Origin of the sequence: Flagellimonas algicida, from assembly GCF_049629585.1 — a bacterium.
Taxonomy (GTDB): Bacteria; Bacteroidota; Bacteroidia; order Flavobacteriales; family Flavobacteriaceae; genus Flagellimonas.
The window spans coordinates 451939-473280 of sequence record NZ_JBMYIX010000003.1; the positions used below are offsets into that span (position 1 = coordinate 451939).

General features: G+C 43.9%; 16 protein-coding genes. 9 read left to right on the top strand and 7 right to left on the bottom strand.

Features of this window, described 5'->3' with window-relative positions:
• Positions 1-12: 12 nt before the first annotated feature.
• The gene (locus tag ACPD8L_RS15860) at positions 13-1095 is read right to left on the bottom strand and encodes a zinc-binding dehydrogenase (protein WP_423944508.1); all 1083 of its coding nucleotides are present in this window, start codon (positions 1093-1095) and stop codon (positions 13-15) included.
• Between the two features lie 12 nt (positions 1096-1107).
• On the bottom strand, positions 1108-1659 hold the full coding sequence (locus ACPD8L_RS15865; protein WP_423944510.1) for a helix-turn-helix domain-containing protein: 552 nt from the start codon (positions 1657-1659) through the stop codon (positions 1108-1110).
• A gap of 199 nt (positions 1660-1858) precedes the next feature.
• On the opposite strand from ACPD8L_RS15865, the gene ACPD8L_RS15870 reads away from it, so the two are divergent.
• From ACPD8L_RS15870 to ACPD8L_RS15910, 9 genes are all read left to right on the top strand, one after another.
• Complete coding sequence (locus ACPD8L_RS15870; RefSeq protein WP_423944512.1) at positions 1859-3130, top strand: DUF5690 family protein; 1272 nt, start codon at positions 1859-1861, stop codon at positions 3128-3130.
• 71 nt (positions 3131-3201) lie between these two features.
• The gene (locus ACPD8L_RS15875) at positions 3202-4218 is read left to right on the top strand and encodes a metallophosphoesterase family protein (protein ID WP_423944515.1); all 1017 of its coding nucleotides are present in this window, start codon (positions 3202-3204) and stop codon (positions 4216-4218) included.
• Positions 4219-4420: 202 nt separating this feature from the next.
• A complete protein-coding gene (locus tag ACPD8L_RS15880) occupies positions 4421-6478 on the top strand; it encodes a glycoside hydrolase family 20 zincin-like fold domain-containing protein (RefSeq protein WP_423944517.1) in 2058 nt (685 codons plus the stop codon).
• Positions 6479-6640: 162 nt separating this feature from the next.
• A complete protein-coding gene (locus ACPD8L_RS15885) occupies positions 6641-7171 on the top strand; it encodes an RNA polymerase sigma-70 factor (protein ID WP_293302755.1) in 531 nt (176 codons plus the stop codon).
• 82 nt (positions 7172-7253) lie between these two features.
• A complete protein-coding gene (locus ACPD8L_RS15890) occupies positions 7254-8252 on the top strand; it encodes a FecR family protein (RefSeq protein ID WP_423944520.1) in 999 nt (332 codons plus the stop codon).
• Positions 8253-8430: 178 nt separating this feature from the next.
• Positions 8431-11880 carry a SusC/RagA family TonB-linked outer membrane protein gene (locus ACPD8L_RS15895; RefSeq protein WP_423944523.1) on the top strand — a complete coding sequence of 1150 codons (3450 nt, stop codon included), beginning with the start codon at positions 8431-8433 and terminating at the stop codon, positions 11878-11880.
• A 19-nt stretch (positions 11881-11899) separates the two neighbouring features.
• Positions 11900-13288 carry a RagB/SusD family nutrient uptake outer membrane protein gene (locus ACPD8L_RS15900; RefSeq protein ID WP_423944525.1) on the top strand — a complete coding sequence of 463 codons (1389 nt, stop codon included), beginning with the start codon at positions 11900-11902 and terminating at the stop codon, positions 13286-13288.
• Positions 13289-13311: 23 nt separating this feature from the next.
• Positions 13312-14274 (top strand): glycerophosphodiester phosphodiesterase family protein, encoded by a 963-nt coding sequence (locus tag ACPD8L_RS15905; protein WP_421810952.1) that lies wholly within the window; start codon positions 13312-13314, stop codon positions 14272-14274.
• Between the two features lie 13 nt (positions 14275-14287).
• Positions 14288-15244, top strand: a complete 957-nt coding sequence (locus ACPD8L_RS15910) for a glycerophosphodiester phosphodiesterase family protein (protein WP_421810953.1) — start codon at positions 14288-14290, stop codon at positions 15242-15244.
• A 151-nt stretch (positions 15245-15395) separates the two neighbouring features.
• On the opposite strand, the gene ACPD8L_RS15915 is transcribed toward ACPD8L_RS15910, so the two are convergent.
• From ACPD8L_RS15915 to ACPD8L_RS15935, 5 genes are all read right to left on the bottom strand, one after another.
• Entirely contained in the window at positions 15396-16724 is a 1329-nt protein-coding gene (locus ACPD8L_RS15915; RefSeq protein WP_421810954.1) for a Gfo/Idh/MocA family protein, read from the bottom strand.
• Between the two features lie 28 nt (positions 16725-16752).
• Positions 16753-17709 carry a formylglycine-generating enzyme family protein gene (locus ACPD8L_RS15920; RefSeq protein WP_423944529.1) on the bottom strand — a complete coding sequence of 319 codons (957 nt, stop codon included), beginning with the start codon at positions 17707-17709 and terminating at the stop codon, positions 16753-16755.
• A gap of 11 nt (positions 17710-17720) precedes the next feature.
• Positions 17721-18647 (bottom strand): hydroxypyruvate isomerase family protein, encoded by a 927-nt coding sequence (locus ACPD8L_RS15925; protein WP_116217401.1) that lies wholly within the window; start codon positions 18645-18647, stop codon positions 17721-17723.
• 321 nt (positions 18648-18968) lie between these two features.
• Positions 18969-19307 (bottom strand): SdrD B-like domain-containing protein, encoded by a 339-nt coding sequence (locus tag ACPD8L_RS15930; protein WP_116217402.1) that lies wholly within the window; start codon positions 19305-19307, stop codon positions 18969-18971.
• Positions 19308-19333: 26 nt separating this feature from the next.
• Positions 19334-21328, bottom strand: coding sequence for a SusD/RagB family nutrient-binding outer membrane lipoprotein (locus ACPD8L_RS15935; protein WP_293302732.1), 1995 nt, complete (start codon positions 21326-21328; stop codon positions 19334-19336).
• Positions 21329-21342: the final 14 nt, after the last annotated feature.

The following is a 21342-nucleotide window of genomic DNA, read 5'->3' on the forward strand; positions in this document are numbered from 1 at the left end:
GGTCATCCGTTCTTACGGGTGGATGCCCACTCGATAATAGGTACCCTCATGGGCCAGTTCAAAGGCATCATCCAATTGATGTAGTGGAAATTCAGCGCCCACCAATTCCCCAAAAGGGTATTTTTTGTGGTTCTTGGATAAAAAATCAATGGCAAAACGCAAATCATCATGGGCGTAGTTGTGCAACCCTTTCAGGGTTAAAAGCTTTCGCACTATATGTTCTGCATTGATGGCCAAGTCCCGTTGGGTATACACTGCACCGACCATGACACAAATCCCACCAATGTTCAGGATGGCCATACTTTTTTCAATTGCGGAGGGAACACCACTGGTTTCGATGACCACATCAATTCCTCCTTTTTTTGCGACAATTTCCACTACTTCAGAGGCGGTCAAGACAGCGTCCAACCCCATGGAAACCCCAAATTTTTTACTATAGGTGAGCCTTGATTCATCCACATCCATGGAGAAAACAGTTTTTGCTCCCAATTCCTTGGCCATGACGCAGGCTGAAAGTCCCAACATACCTACGCCGTTTACCAGAACATTTTTTCCGTTTAAATCACCCGCCAAGCGTATGGCTCCGGCCATGGTGGCATGGGTGCAGTTCAAGGGGGCGGCTTCCTTTTGACTAAGGTTTGACGGCAATTTAAAAAGGGTTGACCCATGCCTTAAATGACAATGGGTGGCAAAACCGCCATTCAATGGGTTCTGACCATTCATGGGTTCGTGTCCGTACTTAAAAAGGTCACCGGACTTTTGCGGAATACCTTTTTTGGCCATAGGGTCGCTTTTGTCGTGGGCATAAACCGACCAAGTGACCCGATCCCCAATCTGAAGAGAGTGGCCATGGTAATCTTGGATACCTTCAACAGGTACCTTTACAATGGTCCCCATGATCTCATGCCCCAAGATACTATGGCAAGCGCCCCCTCTTTTTCCGTAAAAGGTGTGTAGGTCGCTGGTGCAAATGGTGGTGTAATCGATTTGGATCAGGGCTTCATCGGTGTTGAGCTCAGGCAATTCCATTTGAACTTGGGAAAATGGTTGTCCGACCGCTTCAAAGACCATTGCTCTTGCTTGTGGGTTTTGCATGATAGGATTTGATTAAAGTTCTGTGATAAAATAAACGACCAATAGAATAGCTTCCGATTCCAAGTTGTTCTTGGGTACGTGGGGCAGGCGTCCATCAAAGTATAACGAGTCCCCCTCCCTTAAGTGGAATGTTTTGTTGTCCAAAACGTAATTGATATCCCCTTTCACCAAAAAGATATATTCAAAACCGTCCGTGGTCAACAGTTCCCGTTCAGCATCTTGGCTAAGGGTCAGCAATGAGACTTCCAAAGAAATACCGCTCAAGCTTTGGGTTAAGATGTTCTCGTACCGAAAACCCACTGAATCCTCTTTGGTGATTTCGGTATAGTCTTCCCTTTTGTGGAATATGTAGCCTGGAAAATCAGTGTTCATGGACATGTCCTCAAAAAAGGCGTTGAGGTCTACTTCCAAAGTCTTCAATACACGGAGTAGAGTAGGAAAGGTTGGGTATACCCTGCCATTCTCTATTTTGGACAACATGGCCATGCTTATTCCAGATTTTTCCGATAATTCCCCGAGCTTCCACCCCCTGCCCATTCGTAGGTTACGAATCTTTGAGCCCATGTGCTTTAAAATGTGTTTGCTCTCGTCCACTTGCTAAAATTTTTATCAAAGGTAAACTGAAATATTTTCTTTAGAAGAAATAAAATTCATCATAAAGAAAAATTAATGGTTGTTTTACATTTACTTCACAGATAAGAGACCATCGAAACCTACTTTTGATACATCCTATTTCGTAAACCTTAAAGATTGGAAAAGTACCATGGCAACACGGATGATCAATAAAAAATGGTTGCATACCTCTTGGTTGATGGTAGCGGGTTTTCTATGCTACACGGGAATGTATGCCGTAAGAAAGTCCTTTTTGGCCGGGCAGTATGTGGATTTGGCCCTGGGCTTTAAGGCAGACCCCAAGACCGTTTTGGTCATTAGCCAGGTGTTGGGGTATATGCTTTCCAAGTTTATTGGCATCAAGATGATTTCGGAGATGGAGTCCTCAAAACGGGTACAATGGTTGATTGGCCTAGTGAGTTTTGGATTGGCAATGCTGTTGGTTTTTGCTGTGCTGCCCCCACAATTAAAGATTATTGCACTTTTCTTGAACGGCCTTCCCTTGGGAATGGTCTTCGGAGTGGTTTTGTCCTATTTGGAAGGGCGGAAGAATACCGAATTGCTTGCCGCGGCCTTGAGTGCCACTTTTATTTTTTCGACCGGTTTGGTGAAAACCGTAGGGGTAATTTTGATCCAGGAATATGGAATTGATGAATACGTTATGCCCTTTGCCACCGGCTTACTGTTCTTTCCCATTTTTTTGCTGTCCGTGTGGATGCTCAATCGCTCCAAAAAGCCCAGTAGTGAAGACATAGAAGAGCGAACGGAGCGTATGCCCATGGATGCACAAAAGCGCAAAACCTTTTTAAAGCAGAACGGTCTTGGGTATTTGGGGCTTGTGTTGATTTATATATTTCTGACCATCATCAGGGATTTTAGGGACAATTTTGTAGTGGAGTTTTGGTCCGAGCTCGGTTATGCCCAAGAGCCGGAGCTCATTACCCTTACCGAAATCCCAGTGGCCTTGGTGGTATTGGTATTGGCCGCATTGGGCATTCTTATCCGTAACAATCAACGGGCCTTTAACATGGGTATGTGGCTTACCCTGGCTGGGACGGCCACCTTGTTATTGTCCACTTTTTTGTTTCAGGAATCCCTTATTTCTCCCATTGCTTGGATGATAAGTACCGGTATGGGGGTGTATTTGCCCTATATCCTGTTCCATTGTCTCTTGTTTGAAAGGTTGATTGCTTTGCTTCACTATCGGGGGAATGTCGGCTTTTTGTTCTATACGGCGGATGCTTTGGGGTACTTGTGCAGTGTGGGTGTCCTATTTTTAAAGGAGATTATGGATTACAAGGGAACTTGGACAGGGTTCTTCGTCTCCTTGAATTTCATTTCTGGGTTATCCATAGCTTTCTTGGTGCTGGTCACTATTTTTTATTTCAGACGAAGGGTGTCTCAAAGTAGAAGTGTGGCCTAAGTCATGCATGGAAAACAGATGTTGAATTATTTTGATTTATATTTCATTTAATAACAATTAAATAGTCTAGAATGTTGAAGAGAGAAAAGACCATGGAGAAACCGATAAAGGGTATTGCCCGTAGAGATTTTGTGAAAAGCACGGCCTTATCTTGCCTGGCTTTTTCGTTGCCAAACATGGCATGTTCAACTTTCAAGGGCTCGGCTCCCGTCAAAATCGGGTTAATTACGGATTTGCACCAGGACATTATGCATGATGGGGTACAACGTATGCAGGCCTTCGTGGAGCAAGTAAAGGTGCAACAACCCCATGCCATAATGCAGTTGGGGGATTTTGCCTATCCCGGGGAAAAGAACAAAGAGGTGATCCAGCTTTTTAACAATGCCCACGAGCAAGCACTCCATGTTATCGGCAACCACGATACCGATGCGGGATATACCACGGACCAATGTCTTTCTTACTGGGGCATGCCGGCACGGTACTATGCCAAAGAGGTGGAAGGCATCCATTTCATTGTTTTGGATGGTAATGAGAAAGGGTCGCCCACACATGAGGGAGGGTACGCATCCTATATCGGAAAGGAACAGCAGTCTTGGTTGGTAGACCAGTTGAAAACCATTGAAGGTCCCATAATCATAGTTTCCCATCAACCTTTATTGGGGCCATTGGCTGTGGATAATGCCGAGGAAATACAAAGTATTCTTTCTGCGGCAAAAGGGAAGATTTTATTTGCCATCAATGGGCATACCCATATTGATATGCTTTTGGAAAAGGACGGGATACCCTATCTCCATCTTAACTCTGCTTCCTATTTGTGGGTAGGTGGGGATTATCAGCACCAAAGTTACTCTGAAAAAATCCATGAAGACCATCCATGGATTTCCTATACCTGTCCCTATAAGGACTCGTTGTTTGCGTTTATGACCATAGACCCCGAGACACGAACCGTAACGCTTACCGGAAAGAAAAGCGAATGGCAGGGAGAGTCACCTGCCGAATTGGGGGTTGACAATTATCCTACCCTTGCCATTGGCGATGAAATTGTACCGAGCATTTCCAATAGGAAAATCCTAAAACCAAAAGGATAGCGAAGGATGTTGTCCCTACTTATACGTTTGTTATTTCGAATGGTGTTGCAGGTTTTTTACTAAAAATTCCGATAAAATTTTCCAATTTTCATGAGATTGCGTAGTTTTAAAGAAAAGATTAAATAAGTATTTTTCTTTTGAATACCTTTTTTTGAATAAGAAAACTTGCGAAATCTTTCTAAATTTTTAAAACTAGACGTAGATGATTCATAGAGTAGTGTATGGCCTGATGGCCGTGATCATGATGGCCTGTGGCGAAAAATCAACAACCTTGGGTGAGTTTCATATTTTACCTTCGCCGGATTCCTTCGAGATCTCAGGAGTCAGCAAGATTGAACCCCAGGATATCCAAACCTATGGGCATTCTTTTGAAACGGAATTCCAAATGAGTGGGGGCTTTAATTTGGCGGAACAAATGGATGATGCAGATGTTGCCATCACCATTGATGAAAATCTGGAGACCAACGCTGAAGGGTATTCCTTGGTCATTGGGGAGGAAACCATTCAAATTATTGGCAAGGATCAGGCGGGTGCTTTTTATGGCATGAAGACATTGGAACAACTGATTCAGGATGCCAAAGATCAAAATGTCAACTTACCTATTTGTAAAATCATTGATGCGCCCAAGTTGGCCTATAGACCCATCCATTTGGATGTAAAACACCATTTGGATACCTATGATTACTACCTTAAGCTGATCAATGAACTTGCCGACTATAAAATCAATGCCATCATTATTGAGATAGAGGATAAGCTTAAATATACCAGAAGGCCTACAGTGGCTTCGGGAGATGCCTTGACAAAGGAACAATGGAAGGAAATCAGTACATATGCCCTAAAGCGCAACATCAGGATCAGTCCATTGGTGCAAGGGTTGGGCCACGCATCTTTTGTTTTGAAGCATAAAGCCTTTGAACATTTGAGGGACGATCCTAAAAGTGACTGGGCCTTCAATCCCTTATTGGATGAAACCTATGAGGTACAGTTTGATTTGTACCGAGATGCCTTGGAAGCTTTTCCGCATGGTAGATACCTGCACTTGGGAGGGGATGAGGTACATACCACCGGTGGCAATAGCGGTAGATCCAGTTTGGACCTGCAATTGGAGTGGTTGGACAAGGTTTCCCAATTTGCAGAGGAACATGACCGCATCCCGATCATGTCGGATGATATGCTATTCAAGGAGGTAGGGGTATATAGAACCATGCACTACGATGAGTACACCAAAGGACAAGTAGATAGTCTTTGGGCTGTCAAAGAAACCGATTTGAACCAGTTTTTGGATGATTTTCCTAGAAACACCATCTACATGAGATGGAACTATAGATCTCCCCAGATTTACGGCAACAAAAGGGCCATGAAATGGTTTGAAGACCATGGACTAAAAGCCATAGGTGCCACGGCAGGCCAAACCCGATGGGTTTTAATGCCCCAGAATGAGAGTAATATTGAGAACATCCGCAGTTTTGCCCTAAGTTCCATTGACAATGGATTGAATGGCTTGTTATTGACCTTGTGGGATGACGATTCGCCCCACTTTGAATTGTACAAAAGGGGCATCTTGGCCTTTGCCGAATATGCATGGGCTGGTGACAAACGCTCAAAAGAGGAGTTTAAGGATGTTTTTCGTTTTCGATATTTTGGTGATACGGCCATGGATGGGAAGTTTGCCTTTATCGATGCATTGGAGGACCCGGTTGCCAAATGGAAAAACATTCTCCTGAAAGGAAATCAACGCAATTACTTAAAGACCATGGAATCACCTATGGAAAAGGGAATGATGGACTTGCCGGATGTAAACAACCCAGGTAAATGGACCGAGGCCAATTTGGAAAGAATAGCCCATGCAAAAGAAATCTCTGCCACGGGAGAACAGGTGTTGGGTATTATAGATTCACTTTCCCAAGTTGCGGACAGGAACACCTATACGTTGGAGGTGTACAAAGAAGTGGCCGGTTTGGTCGTTTTCTCAGCAAACCTTGTTGTGGAATTGGCAAAAGTGGACGCATTGCCGTCTGTTGAAGAAAGGAAAAAGGGCTTACAGGAAATTCTTGCGCAAAAAGAAGCTTTCACGGAACTGCGCAAGGGTTTTGAAGAAGTGTATTCCAAAACCCGGATATTGCAGAAACCCAAAGACTATATTTTGGATCAGGACCACCATGTGCACTTGGCCAATCAATCCTTGAATTTTGATTGGCAGTTTTTGGCGGAAATGAAATTTTTTGAAAAGCTGGAAGGTGCGACCCAGTCCTTTGACTGACAGTAAATTTATGCGTATAGGATATTGATGTATTATATGTGTTGATTTGGTGGCTTTGGGGTCATGGAGATATATCTTGTTAAGGAATACCCTAAAAATTAAAGTTTAATTAATACTGCATTTAAGTATTCTAAGTAGTATTGTACCACATCACTCAACTATATGGATACCTCCGATGCCCATCTATTATTATTGTCCCAACAAGACAATGGACTTGCCTTTCGGCAACTCTACGATAGGCATTGGAAGAGGCTTTATCTTTTTTCCCTTAAGCTGTTAAAAGACGAAACTGAAGCCAAAGATGTGGTCCAGGAAGTATTTTTTACACTATGGTCCAAAAGAAAGGAACTCGAGATAAATAATATCAAAGCATACCTGTTTGCCACCACCAAATATAGATGTCTGGAGTCTTTAAGGCGAAAAAGGTTGGACACTACCTTTTTGGATAAGGCCCACTTTTTTTTAGGGGAAAACAATGTGGAAAAGGAGATACACTTCAAGGAAACCCAAAATATCTTGGCAAAGCGTATAGATTTATTGCCCTCGAAGACCCGACAAATCTTTAAAATGAGCAGGTACGATGAACTCACAAACAAGGAGATTGCTTATAAATTGAACATTTCCACAAAAACGGTAGAGTATCATATTACCCAGTCCATCAAGCAATTAAGGGGTTCTGTGTTGGTATCCTGAATCTTTTTTTTAAAAAAATCGTTTTTCTTTTTAGGGTTCTGTTTCATTTTTCCCTCTTATAAGGTAGAGGCCACAACAAAGAATGAACGAAAAAGAAATCAAACACCTTATCAATAAGTATTTGGAGGGTAGCTGTACCCAACAAGAAAAAGAACTTTTGGACAAGATTCTTGACTCTTATGATGATCAAGAAGAAGACGGGATTTATTTTGATGGGGAAAAGAACATCAAGGAAGAAATATACTCGGGCTTCGCGGAAAAAGCAGGAATAGCCCCAGAAACCAAAAAAACTCCCAAGCCCTTTTACAACTACGCGGTCAAGATTGCAGCTTCACTGCTTATATTGGTTGGTTTGGGTTCTGCCGTCTATTTGGAGTCCAAGACACAGCCTGAACAAGAATTGGCACAGTCTATTATTACCAAAACCACTGAATGGGGGCAAAGGAGTGATATTGTGCTGAGCGATGGCACCCAGATAACCCTGAACGCTGGTAGCAGTATTGAGTTTCCAGAAAGTTTTGAAGGAACTACGGTAAGGCAAGTGACCTTGAATGGGGAAGCCTTTTTTGAAGTGGCCAAAAATCCGAACAAGCCTTTTCTCATCACAACCGAAGGTGTCACCACCAAAGTATTGGGAACTTCGTTCAATGTAAATTCATATGCCTTCAATGACCATATTTCCGTTACCGTGAAAACCGGAAAGGTACAGGTGCAATCCACTTCAAAAAACGGTCATGTGAACACCGTATATCTCTTGCCCAATGAAAAGGCCGAGTACAGCAGGGAGAATGATATGATCACAAAATCAAAACTGGACAACGATAATTATTTGGATTGGAAAAACGGTATCATTCGCTTTAATGACATTACGTTTTTGGAAGCTTCAAAGATGCTGTCCAGATGGTATGGCATCCATATTGATTTTGAAAACAGTAAACTGAAAAATTGCCATGTCACGGCACGGTATGAAAATGCCAAACTACAAGTGGTCCTTGAAAGTATCAAGTATGCCACCAAGGGTATGGATTACGAATTTATAGATCAAGAAAATATCCTTTTTAAGGGTTTTTGTAAGAACTAAACTAAATGAAAATAAAAAGAAACAAGCCTATGATATAAGACCCCTAGAACAAAAAAGCAGTCTGCGACACTTTGGCGAGGATCAACAGACTGCGGCCATTTAACGATTAAAAAATAACCATTAAACATTTTGTGAAGTTATGAATTCACTAACGATAAAACAATTTATAGCGTTGACAATGAAAATTTCTTTCCTTATTGTGATTGTTGCGCTTCTGAACCCAATTTTTGCATCAACGGTAAAAGCGCAAAAGTTGGACCAGGTTTCGGTCGATATATCGGTCAAAAATGCCTCAATTGAGGAGATTCTCAGTAATATAGAAGAGCAGACTACTTTCAATTTTGTATACGGACGTGGTATTTCCAGATTAAGGAACAAGTACAGTCTTAAATATCAGAATGTTTCCCTGAGGTCCCTTTTGGAGTTGTTGGCCAAGGATGCTGGATTGGCTTTTAGGCGTATAGATGAGAATATTTCAATTGATAGAAGACCCAATGCCCCACAAAAAGTGGTTGAAGTGGCCTTTCAAGAGGTTACGGGCACGGTCATAGATGAAAATGGAGATCCCCTTCCAGGTGCATCGGTGGTTGAAAAGGGAACTATGAATGGAACGGCTACAGACTTTGATGGCCATTTTACATTGGAAGTGGGTCCAGAAGCTATTTTGGAAGTCTCCTACATTGGTTATACCACCGAACAAGTATTGGTAGCCGGGCAAAGTGGACTTATTGTTCAGTTGCAATTGGCCTCCTCTGCGTTACAAGAGGTGGTACTGATCGGTTACGGACAGCAGGCACGTGCCAAAGTGGTAGGTTCTGTTTCGGAAATCAAGAACGAAGAGCTAGAAAATGTAACCGCTGCCACTGTGGACCAGCAATTGGCCGGAAAGCTTTCAGGGGTAATCGTTAACCAGTCCAATGCGCAACCAGGGGCGGATTCCCAAATCATTATTAGGGGTACAGGTACCCTTACGGCTGGGACAAACCCCTTGATCGTGGTAGATGGTTTTCCTTTGACTGAAGGCAGTGCCCTCAGCTCAGTGAATCCGAATGATATTGCAGAGATCAACATTCTTAAAGACGCCGCTTCTGCCGCCATTTATGGTTCAAGGGCTGCCAATGGGGTTATTTTGATCACGACCAAGGCAGGTTCCTTTTCTGCGAACCAAAAACCCGTAATCACCTTGGAAACCTATGGGGGTGTTCAGCAGCAAAGTTCAGGGGTAGAGTTGGTGGATGGCTATCAATTTGCCCAGTTTTTGACGGAGGCCCGTAACTGGGGCTATGTGTCAAAAGACCCAGCCAATCGAAGTGAATCCGACCCCAATGCGGTTCGGGTGACCAAGCTTATCAATGGAAAACAGATAGATGGACGGGAACTGTTCTTGCCGGAACTGCTGCCATACCTTAATGGCGAATCTGGTCTCATCAATACGGATTGGGTGGATGAAGGATTTAGGACCGCTCCCATTTCCAACTATGCCCTTTCTGTTTCAGGAGGAAATGAAAAAACCAAATATTACACTTCCCTAGGTTATTTCGATCAAGAAGGGGTGGTTATCGGTACCGACTTTAAGCGCTATTCTGCTTCTGTAAATTTGGAAAGTAAGATAAATGACAAGATCAAGTTTGGGATTAATCTTAAACCATCCTACTCCATTGAAAACTCCGTGGATCAGGGGAGCCGTAGCAATGGTGTTTTGGGCTTGATTCCTTTGAATTTTCCATTTTATAGCCCTTACAAGGAAGATGGTAGTATAAATATCAGTGAACAATTGGTGAACGAACAACATGAAATAGAGGGGGTTCGTATCAATGGCACACCGGTTGAAAATCTTGTGGCGACATCGACCTTGGTGACGGACAAGAAACAACGTTTTAGAACTTTTGGAAACTTGTTCATGGATGCCAAAATCCTTGAAGGGTTGACTTATCGATTGTCTTTGGGAGGGGATTACGATACCTATGTCAGGGACTATTACTATCCCATTGGAGTGGGATCGTACCGAACCCCGGCACCGAGGGCCGATGCCAATGCCGACCAGTATAAGCAGAACAAAGTCAATTATCTCATTGAAAATACCCTGACCTATGACAGAGATTTTGGCAAGCACCATTTTAACCTCTTGGGAGGGTATACTTTTCAAAAGGAAAGAACGGATTATACAAGGGTCACAGGAACAGGTTTTGCCGATGATAATATTCAGAATATCGCTGGGGCCAGTGCATATACGGCATCAGCAAGTATAGGAATATGGACCTTGGAATCATATCTGGCACGTTTGCAGTACGATTTTGACTCGAAATACCTCTTTTCCGCGGCTATCCGACGTGATGGTTCTTCCAGATTTGGTGTCAACAACAGATGGGGTAATTTCCCATCCGTTTCAGGGGGCTGGGTATTCAGTAGGGAGAATTTCTTCCCAAGCAACGATATCGTAAGTTTTGGAAAGCTCTCGGCTAGCTGGGGCCAGACCGGGAACAATCAGATTGGGACCTATGGTTCCAAAGCGTTGGTCACCGACTCCAATTATGTGTTCGATAGTGGAATTGCCCCAGGGTATATTACCACTTCAGCACCCAATCCAGATTTGGGATGGGAAGTGGCCTCATCCTTGAACATTGGGTTGGATTTGGGTCTCTTCAACAATAAGTTGAACCTTAATATGGCCTATTACAAGACCAATACCAAAGATCTTTTGTTGGATGTTCCTGTTCCGCAACAAACCGGATACGATAATGTTCTGGCCAATATTGGGGAAATGGAAAACAAAGGCTGGGAATTCCAAGTCTTTGGTAATGGCTTTGCCATTGGCGAAGTAGGGGTTGGATTCAATGCTAATTTTACTTCTTATGAAAACAAAGTATTGGCACTTGGGCCTGGTCAAGATAGGATTGCCACAGGTAGGGATCAATTGTTTGTCACCCAGATTGGCCATCCCATTGCGGAGATCTATGGTTACAAGGTCGATGGGGTTTTTAAAACACAGGAAGAGATCGATAGCTATCCCCACTTGGATGGAACCCTTACCGGGGACCTTAGAGCGGTGGATGTGAATGGCGATGGTACCATCAATGATGATGATAAAGTGGCAAAGGGCACTTTTGCTCCAGATTTCACCTATGGCTTTGGGGCAAACCTGGATTACAAGGGATTCACCCTGAGTTTCAACTTTGTGGGGGTCGAGGGTAGAACTTTGTTGGATGGTGACCTAAGCTCATTGACCGAGGCAGGGGAAGGTTTTGCCTTACCTACCACCTATTACTTCAACAATAGATACCATCCAGAGAACAACCCTGATGGATTTTTAGGACAGCCCAATTTTGGAAACTTTTCAAATTCCAGAAAGATTTTAAGAAGCTCTGTGACCGTGGAAGACGGTAATGGCGATTATCTAAGGTTCAGGGATTTGCGCGTGGGGTATAGCTTCCAGAAAAACTTCTTGGACAAGATCAAGCTGTCAAGCCTGCAGGTCTACCTCTCCGGGAACAATTTGTTCACTTCCACCAAGTGGAGGGGGTGGAACCCAGACGGTACTTCAAGTGATATCCTTACATCGGGATACAATACCGGTGGTAATTATCCTATAGCCAAAACCTATACGGTAGGCTTAAAAATATCTTACTAAAAAAATCAAAGCTAGTACAATGAAAAAGTTTTCATATCTATTGATCGCTGTTTTGGCCATGGTCACAACGTCGTGCGAAAAAGAGCTTATACAAAATCCTAGGACCACCAAGGTTGCGGATAATTTTTATACCAATGAGGCCGAGTTGGAAGAGGCTGTGAATGCGGTTTTTGCAACCTTACAGTTTACCGGGGTGTACAATACCGCAATGCCTGCCGTGGGAGAACTGCCCGGTGAGGACGCCTATGATGAGACTCCTGCCAATGATGGAGGGGTGTACGGTATGTTGGATGACTTTAATGTGATACCCCAAAGTAGCCTTATAGCCAATGTTTGGGAAGACAGCTACAAAGGGATCCAAAGGGCCAATATTGTCATCAACCGGATTCAGGATATTGATTTTGAAGTTGGCGCTACAAAGAATACAAGGATTGGGGAGATGCTCTTTATCAGGGCCATGCTCTACTTTAATTTGGTGCGCACCTTTGGTGATGTCCCCTTGGTTACCGATGAGGTGACCAATCCCCAAGAATATTTTGGTCAAGTGAGAACTCCCGTTGGTGAGGTATATTCCCAGATTATTGCCGATTTGGACGAAGCCATAGATCTATTGCCCGTACGGAATGATGGCAATAAAGGGAGAGTGGTGAAAACTGCCGCTCAGGCCTTGCTTGGAAAAGTACACCTAACCCTCAAGGATTATTCCAGTGCAAGATCAAGCCTTTTGGAGGTGGTAAGCTCCAATGTGCATGATCTGGTTGTGGTGGATGAAGTGTTTTCCTTGGAGAACGAGTTAAATGAGGAATTGATTTTTGTAGTACAGTATGCCTCTGGAATCAATTCCAATAGTGAAGGTTCCGATGCTTACAGAATGTTCAATCCTACAGGACGACAAGATGGAGGGTTGGCAGGAACAAAGGGCCATGGAGTGCTAAAACCTGATTTTTATGCCTTGTATGCTGATGACGATGCCCGAAAAGGAGTTTATGTCGGTGCCTTGGAGTCTGGATTGGCCTATACCAACAAAATTGCTGTTCCCTCTACCGTAGTGGGTGATTCGGGAAGTGATTGGGTGGTATTGCGTTATGCCGATGTATTGCTCATGCTGGCTGAAATTGAAAATGAATTGGACAATTCGGATGAGGCCATATCCTATTTGGACCTGGTTCGGAACAGGGCCAATTTAGGAGACTATGCCGGAGCAACGGACCAACAATCGGTCTTTGAAGAAATTGATCTTCAAAGAAGGTTGGAGTTGGTTTGGGAAGGCCATCGATGGTTTGACCTTTTAAGGCAGGACCGCGCACAATCCATATTGGGCATTACGGATGCCAATAAGTTGTTGTTGCCTTTACCTGCCAGTCAGATAGCGGCAGACCCCGCTTTACAACAAAATCCGGGATATTGATTTTAAATCCATCAACAAGAATTATGGACATTCACCTGAATAAAATTATAGGTCTGGTCATATGGTTATTTGTGGTTAGTTTGCATGGGGTTGTGGGCCAAGAGGCCCACGGCCCTGAAACTAACAGGGCAGGACAGATATTACAACACCTTAAGGACCCTTCCGAAGACTATATTGTGGTCATTTCACATAGAGGGGATTGGCGGTATGCCCCGGAAAACTCCTTAATGGCCATTCAACGTTGCATCGATTTGGGTGTGGATGTCATTGAACTGGACTTTCGACTCACCAAAGATGGTCATTTGGTGGCCATGCATGATTACACGGTAGACCGTACCACCAATGGAAAGGGCAAGGTAAGTGAGCTTACCCTTGAAGAAATCAAGAGCTTTCGATTAAAGAATGCGGCAGGGGTAAGGCACTCAAGGCAACAAATACCCACTTTGGAAGAAGTAATGCTATTGGTCAAGGGCAAAATCATGGTAAATTTGGACAAGACTGAAAGTAAATGGGTGCGGGAAGCTTATGAGGTGTTACAACGGACAGGTACGGTGGATCATGCCATTTTTAAGGGCAATGATGATGTAAAGACCATGCGGGACAAATACGGCAGTTTGATGGATAGCATCATTTATATGCCCAAACTATGGCCGGAAAATCCAAGTGTGAAAAAGTTTCATCAAGACTATGAGGATGATCTTGATCCCTTTTATTACGAAACAATCTTTGATACTGAAGATGCCGAACCCCTTAACATTGCCAAGACGATTATGAAGAAAAAAGGCGATGGTTTTTTGGCCATTGCGCTCTGGGATGAATTATGTGCGGGAAGGACCGATGAAAAAGCCTTGTTGGAAGGGCCTGATAGTGCATGGGGGTGGTTATTGGAGCAGGGAGCCGATGCCATTATGACGGATCGTCCGGAGGAGTTGATAAAGTATTTGGATAGAAAAGGACTCAGAAATTTTGACAGCTTTAAAAAGTAAACACCATAACCATATGAAAAAGTACATTTTTATTACCGTGATCAGTTTGTTGGGCTTGATGGGGTGCAAGGAAAAAAATGTCCAAGAGCAGGACAATGCCTCTGTGGAACCACAAATTGTACAAGCGGATGCAAACCCGGTCTCCATTGAAGAGCTCATAGCCAACCTTGAAGATTCCCATAATGATCAAGTAATTGTGGTGGCCCATAGGGGGGATTGGCGAAATGCCCCTGAAAATTCCTTGCAGGCCATTCAAAACTGTATTGATATGGGCGTGGATATGGTAGAGATAGATGTTCGGCAAACCAAGGACGGACAATTGGTGTTGATGCATGATGTTACAGTAGATAGGACAACCACTGGGACTGGTAAAGTATCTGAACTGACTTGGGAATATTTACAGAGCCTACAATTAAGGGATGGGATAGGTCATAGTACCCCCCATAAGATTCCAACCTTGGAAGAAGCCCTTGAAGTTTGCAAGGGAAAAATCTTGGTAAACCTGGATAAGAGCTATGATATTTTTGACAAGTGCTATGAGGTCATGGAGAAAACGGGAACCCAAAATCAAGTGGTCATTAAGGGAGCTATCCCTTACAATCAGGTTAAAGAAGAATTTGGCTCCTATTTGGACAAGGTGTTTTTTATGCCTATTGTTAGATTGAACGATTCCAAGGCCAAACAGCATATTGATGAATACTTGGAACAAGATATACCAGTGGCTTTTGAGTTTACCGTACCCCAGGACACCATTTCCCTTATTGGGGATTTCGATGACATACGTGAAAAGGGTGCTTCCGTGTGGGTAAACTCTTTATGGCCTCAGCATAATGGGGGGCATGATGATGAAAAAGCGGCTTTGGACCCTTCCGTGTATGAGTGGTTCTTGGAAAATCATATCGATATGATCCAAACAGATAGGCCACAGATTCTCATCGACTTTTTAAGAAGTAAAAACCTTCACAGATAATCAAGCGAGCACAGCAAAAGTATTGACCTTAGTTAGTTTGTTTGGTAGATGGAAAGGAGCAGTAATCAGCTAAGGCTGCGTCTTTTTTCAATGTAAAAAGCCCGGAAATATTGATTTCCGGGCTTTTATCTTATAATTAAGCGGACATCCTTTAAATAACAATTGTCTTGCCAGGGATGGGAACAGGGTACTTTCCTTCCGCATTGGGTTTGGTTGGGGGTTCGGAATTCCAAGTCATTTCTTCGGGGACCAATCTTAGTTCCGAATTAATGGCCTCGTCCCAGTTGATTATTTTTCCACTATAGGTGGCCATCCGTCCTAAAATGGCGCTCATGGAACTTTTGGCCCCATATTCAGCATTATTGATCACACCTTTGTTTCTGATGGAAGCAAAAAGTTGGTTGTGTTCCTCTTGGTAGGGATTGTGTCCTTCCGAGTTGGAAATGGTCTGGATTTCATTCCCAGATAGATCATAGAGTTTTGCGGTTCCGGCATCACTAGTGTTCACAGAGCCCTTGGTTCCCTGGAACACCTCGCCAACCCTGTTCATGGTATTGGGCTGATGGCGACATTGGCTGGCCACTACGGCTCCGCTGGGATAGGTAAATTCGACAAAGTGGTGGTCAAAAATCTCACCATGGTCCTTGCCGTTTCGAACCAGTCTTCCTCCCATGCCCTGTGCGGAAACGGGATACTCGCCAATGAACCAGTTGGCCACATCTATATTGTGGATATGTTGCTCCAAAATATGGTCGCCACATAGCCAGTTAAAGTAATACCAATTGCGCATCTGGTACTCCAATTCGCTCTGACTGGCCTCCCTAGGGCGCACCCATACTCCAGAACTATTCCAGTAGACTTGCCCCGATACAATCTTGCCTATATCACCGGCTTTAATCCTCGCCAAAGTGTTCAAATAGTTTTCTTGGTACCTTCTTTGAAGGCCCACCACAACATTGAGTTTTTTTGCCTCGGCCAATTTTGCGGTCTCCAACACTTTTCGGATTCCTGGGGCATCTGTGGCCACAGGCTTTTCCATAAAGACGTGTTTCCCACTTTCAATCGCATAGGCAAAATGATAGGGCCTGAAACCTGGAGGGGTGGCCAAGATGACCACATCCGCCATATCTATGGCTTTTTTATAGGCATCGAACCCATAAAACTTATTGCGATCCTTGACATTGACCTTGCCAGTACCTTCATATTTTTCGCTTAAACTTCCAAGGCTACTGTTCAATCGGTCCTCAAAGGCATCGGCCATAGCAACCAGTTCAATGTTATCATCGGCCTCCAAGGCTTGGTTGGCAGCGCCTGTTCCGCGACCGCCACAACCGACCAAAGCGAGTTTTAGCTTCTTTTCGTTGAAAACATTGGCCATGGCCTCTATTTTCATAGTGGGCAATAGTAGCCCTGTGGAGAGCAGCGCAGTACCCTTCACAAAGTTTCTTCGGGATTCTTTTTTGGTGTTTTGGTTTTTCATTTCTTAGATTTTTTCTTCAAATGGGTCGTTAATTTTTATGTATCCAATATAGGTGATAATCCTCTGGGGGTGGAGGGGTCTTGGGACGTACAATCCTGAAGCCCACAAAAGGGGCATCGGTATGCCACCATTTGCTGCGCGGAAACTGTGGGTCCCTTTGTTTCCAAAGTGGTTTTGAAGCTTGTCGCGAAGCACTTCGCAGCTCCGTGGCTTTATCCTTAAACGAACCTCCTCGTACCACCACCGGATATTCTTTTTGTGTAGGCTGAAAGTACGCGTCCTTGTTCTGGTAGGCATCGGGTTGATATTGGTCCAAGGTCCATTCGGCCACATTGCCATAAATATCGTACAGTCCCCAAGGATTAGGTTTTTTTTCACCAACAGGGTGGTAGGTGTCATCGCTGTTTTGGCTGTACCAAGCATATTCTTCTAGGTTGTTCTCCTCAAAAAAATATGGGTCTTGGCTTCCGGCTCTAGCGGCATACTCCCATTCCGCCTCTGTGGGAAGTCGGTAAAAATGTCCTGTTTTGGCCGATAGCCATTCACAAAACTTGGAGGCCGCCAATTGGGTCACGTTGCCAATGGGAAGCCCGGATTCCGTACCCATGCCCAGACTCATGTCCACATAAGGGATGGTTGCCCCGGTCACGGCATCTACTTCCAAATTTACATCGGAACCTTTATGTTCTTCTGCAATTTGGTCTATGCTGCGTTGAAGGAATAGATTGTACAATTCCCAGGTTATTTCATATTGGGACATCCAAAAACTTGGGATGTCCATGTTTCGCTGGGGACCTTCGTCTTCTTTTCTTCCATGTTCGCCTTCGGGGCTTCCCAACATGAAAGCGCCTTCAGGGATGGCCACCATATCGATGCTTAAATCAGTTCCCGTAAGTTGTTGTACGTAAGCATCCTTGTCTTGTGCTTGTCCTAGGTTTATCCCAAGGCACAAGAGCGTGGGAATCAAATATTTTTTTAAGTTCATTAATTTTTCCTTCAAAAAGTATCACTCTTTTTATACGCTTCGATTACGGCCAGTTCCCCTTCCTTTCCTTGGATGGAATTGCCATGTTCCATACCCAATATTCCTTGGAATCCTTTGGAATGGATATGTTTGAAGACATTCTTGTAATTGATTTCACCGGTTGTGGGTTCGTTTCTTCCCGGATTGTCGCCTATTTGGAAATATCCTATTTCATCCCAACAAGCATCAATGTTGGGAATAAGGTTCCCTTCCTGTATCTGCTGGTGGTAAATGTCGAATAGAATCTTGCACGACGGGCTGTTTACTGATTTGCAAACGGAGAATGCCTGTGGACTTTCAGATAGGAACAGACCCGGGTGGTCCCTAAAATTAAGGGGTTCCAAAACCATGGTGATACCGTGGGGTTCTAAAATATCCGAGGCCCTTTTCAATGATTCGACCACATTGGTGGTCTGGTAGGCCATATTCAAGCGGGGGGCTATGTGTCCGGGAACAACGGTCATCCATTTGGCGTTGACCCGTTTGGCGACTTCAACACTTTCCTGGATTTCCTTCAAGAATTTTTCCCGAAGTTCCGTGTCGCCATTGGTTAAATTGGGTTCTTTCCAGAAAATCTCGTGGGCCACAAAAACACCCATGGTCATATTGCGTTTGGCCATGGTGCTGGCCATTTTTTCTTGCGTTTGAATAGGTCGCCCCTTCATACCATTGTCTTCAAAGGCAGTGAACCCTTGATCGGCCATAAAGTTGAGTTGGTCCACTGGGTCATCCCCTGCATGGTTTTTGAACATCCCTAAATGGGGAGCATATTTTAATTGGAAAGTGTTTTTTACTGTGGGATTGCCAAGTTTCTGTCCAGCAGTACCCAGACCTATTCCTCCTAGCCCCAAGGCAGTGGTGGCCATAAGTTTTTGTTTGACAAATTTTCTTCTGTCCATTATAACTACTTGTAATTGTTTGGTTTAGAATATGATGGTTTTCAAGTTAAGAAAACACCTGTTAAGGTAGGTGTATTTGTATTCGATGGCTAATACAAAATTTGCCTCTAGCGTTGTTTTTTTTGCCCTATAATGGATATGACCAGATATTTGGCAAATAGAATATGTATTTGGGAAAGGGAACCCTGCCCATAAAAAAGGAAAGCCGACCTAAATAGGTCGGCCATCCCGCGACTATACTAACTCAAAACAAATCATTACCCATCCATTTTTTACAATGGATTTGCATTTTTACCCAAGATTTCTACTTGGTATGAGTTCTTACTTTTGGTTCAATGTTAAGGCTACCTCTTTAACGATTTCGTCACTAACATAAACCAACTGTGGTGTATTTCCTGTGTCCCAGACGTTTCCCTCAATGGTCACGGTGGCCCCCACATAGTAGTTGCCGGCTTCCAGTCCGGTAAAGGAAAAATTTCCTTCACTGCCGGTAGTGGTACTTTCTACCAAAGAGGCACTTTCGTTATAGAGTTTTACCGTGATTCCTGAAACAACATTCCCATCATTGGCGCTAGCCGTACCTATGATCGAGGCACTGTCATCTTTACTACAGGAAATAAATATGGTCAAGGAGAATACTAATAACAATATTCTTTTCATTTCTTTTAGGTTAAAGGTTAATAATCTTATTCCAAAACATTTTTCCACTTCGTCTGGCGACCTGTAAACCAAATAGGCAGGTTGTAATCGTCATGTTGACTGATCCTTGCCCAATTCTCTGGGTCGGTTGCCTGAATACTTGGATTGTACAGGAATCTTTCCTTCCATTGGAATACCTCATAAGGAGCCCCTGGGTTGTCGCCCAAGTAACTGATCAAACGACGGGCATTGGTGTAAGGGGTCTCAAAGTTGAACATGTTATAGTGCAACTGCAACTGGTTGAAGATGGACCTTACTTTTTCCTCATCGGTCAATCCGTCAAATCGCTGCGCCTCATATTCGGCATATGCACTTTCGTTATACTCCACATCTGGACGGTCACGGTCTATCCTGGACTGGTCCATGTTGCTTGGGAATGATGGTGTGGTCTGCTTTGAATAGGCATTGGCCGTATTCATTTGGTACCAATACTTGCAGGACAGCTCAATGGCCCTTTTGTAATGGTCACGTGCACTTCCACTCACAGAACCAAGTCCCCTTACGGCAGCTTCCGCCAAGGAAAGCTCGGTTTCCACTGCGTGAAGGGTGGGATAGCGTATGTCAAAATTGAACTGCGGACGTACATTGTATTCCGAGATCATGTTTCTATCGGTACCAATTACCCAACCAATATCTTGGTATTGCCCACAAAAGGTTCTAAAAGCATCCAAAAGAAATGCCTCCCGCTTGGTAAGGTCGGCGGTAGCTTCATCATTTAGTTTGATGGTGTGCTCGTTTCCAGCGGCGCCAAAGGTGATTTCGGTCACGGCCAAATCCGTCATGATGGGGTGGTTGATATAGTACCCCCTCATGGCTCTACTGAAGTAACTGTTTGGGTCACTTCCATCGTCAAAATCTGTTTCGGCACCTATATATCTACCCAAAATGTCCTTGGAGAACAAATAGGCAACCCTGGGATCTACCGTACCATTGGCAAGTCCTTCCTCGGCGTTGTCACTGTCGTAATAATAAAGGGTCTCCCCGTTTACCACCACACTTTTCTCTTCAGGGATACAGTGCATCACATCGTGCAAGAATCTTTTTGGGGCACGGGCCTCATCGGCACGTTCCCTGAAAGCTCTTGTAATACCCAGTTCCACCTGAAGGCGATAAGGCTCCACGATGGCGATATCTGCCAATCCGGCCACATCGGTGGATTGATCGAACATGGGTTTTCCACTCAATTCCGCAATTACCGTTGAGGTAATAGTGGGCATAACCTCACTGATGTTCATGGCCCAACGAAGTCGCAAGGAGTTGATGTACTTTCTCCATTGGGTGATATCGCCGCTGAAAATTACATCCTGTTGTTGAAAAGAGGTTTGAGTGGCATCGTCCAATGTTAAATTGGCCAAATACTCTTCAATCTCCTTCAATTCTTCAATGATGATAGGATAAATTTCCTCTTGGCCCAGATATTCTGCCTTTTCCCCATCCAAGGCTCCAGCAGAACCTGTTTGGAAATAAGGAACCTCGTCATAAAGGTCAATGGCCCTTTGGTATCCATAGGCTTTCAATACATGCAACAATCGCATATAAAGCTCATCTGACTGGGTTCTTTGATCTTCGGGAATCTTGTTATATTCCTTTTGTCCCCATAGTACTTGCTTGATCCATGGACTGTTGATGTTGTTGAACACCGTTCTATTGAACGAATTGGAGCCCCAATCGTTTTCCACATCATATAAAGTGTACGCAAATCCGTATGCATTGGTGGTGTAATACAATTGAACACCGGTTCCCATGATACGCGACCCACTCCTTAATTGGTGGTAAGCGGAACCATAATCGCCCCGAAGCAAAAAACCGCGGGTCAATTGTGAGGTAAAATAACCTGCTATGATACTAACACCTGCCTTGTCCGCTTGGGTTTTGGAAAAGCCATCGGGATCTTGGTAGAGTTCCTCCAGTTCACTTTGACATCCGTTTGCCCCAAATACAAGAAGCAAGGATAGTAGGGTTTTAATTACTGAATTTTTCATAGTTATGTTTTTTG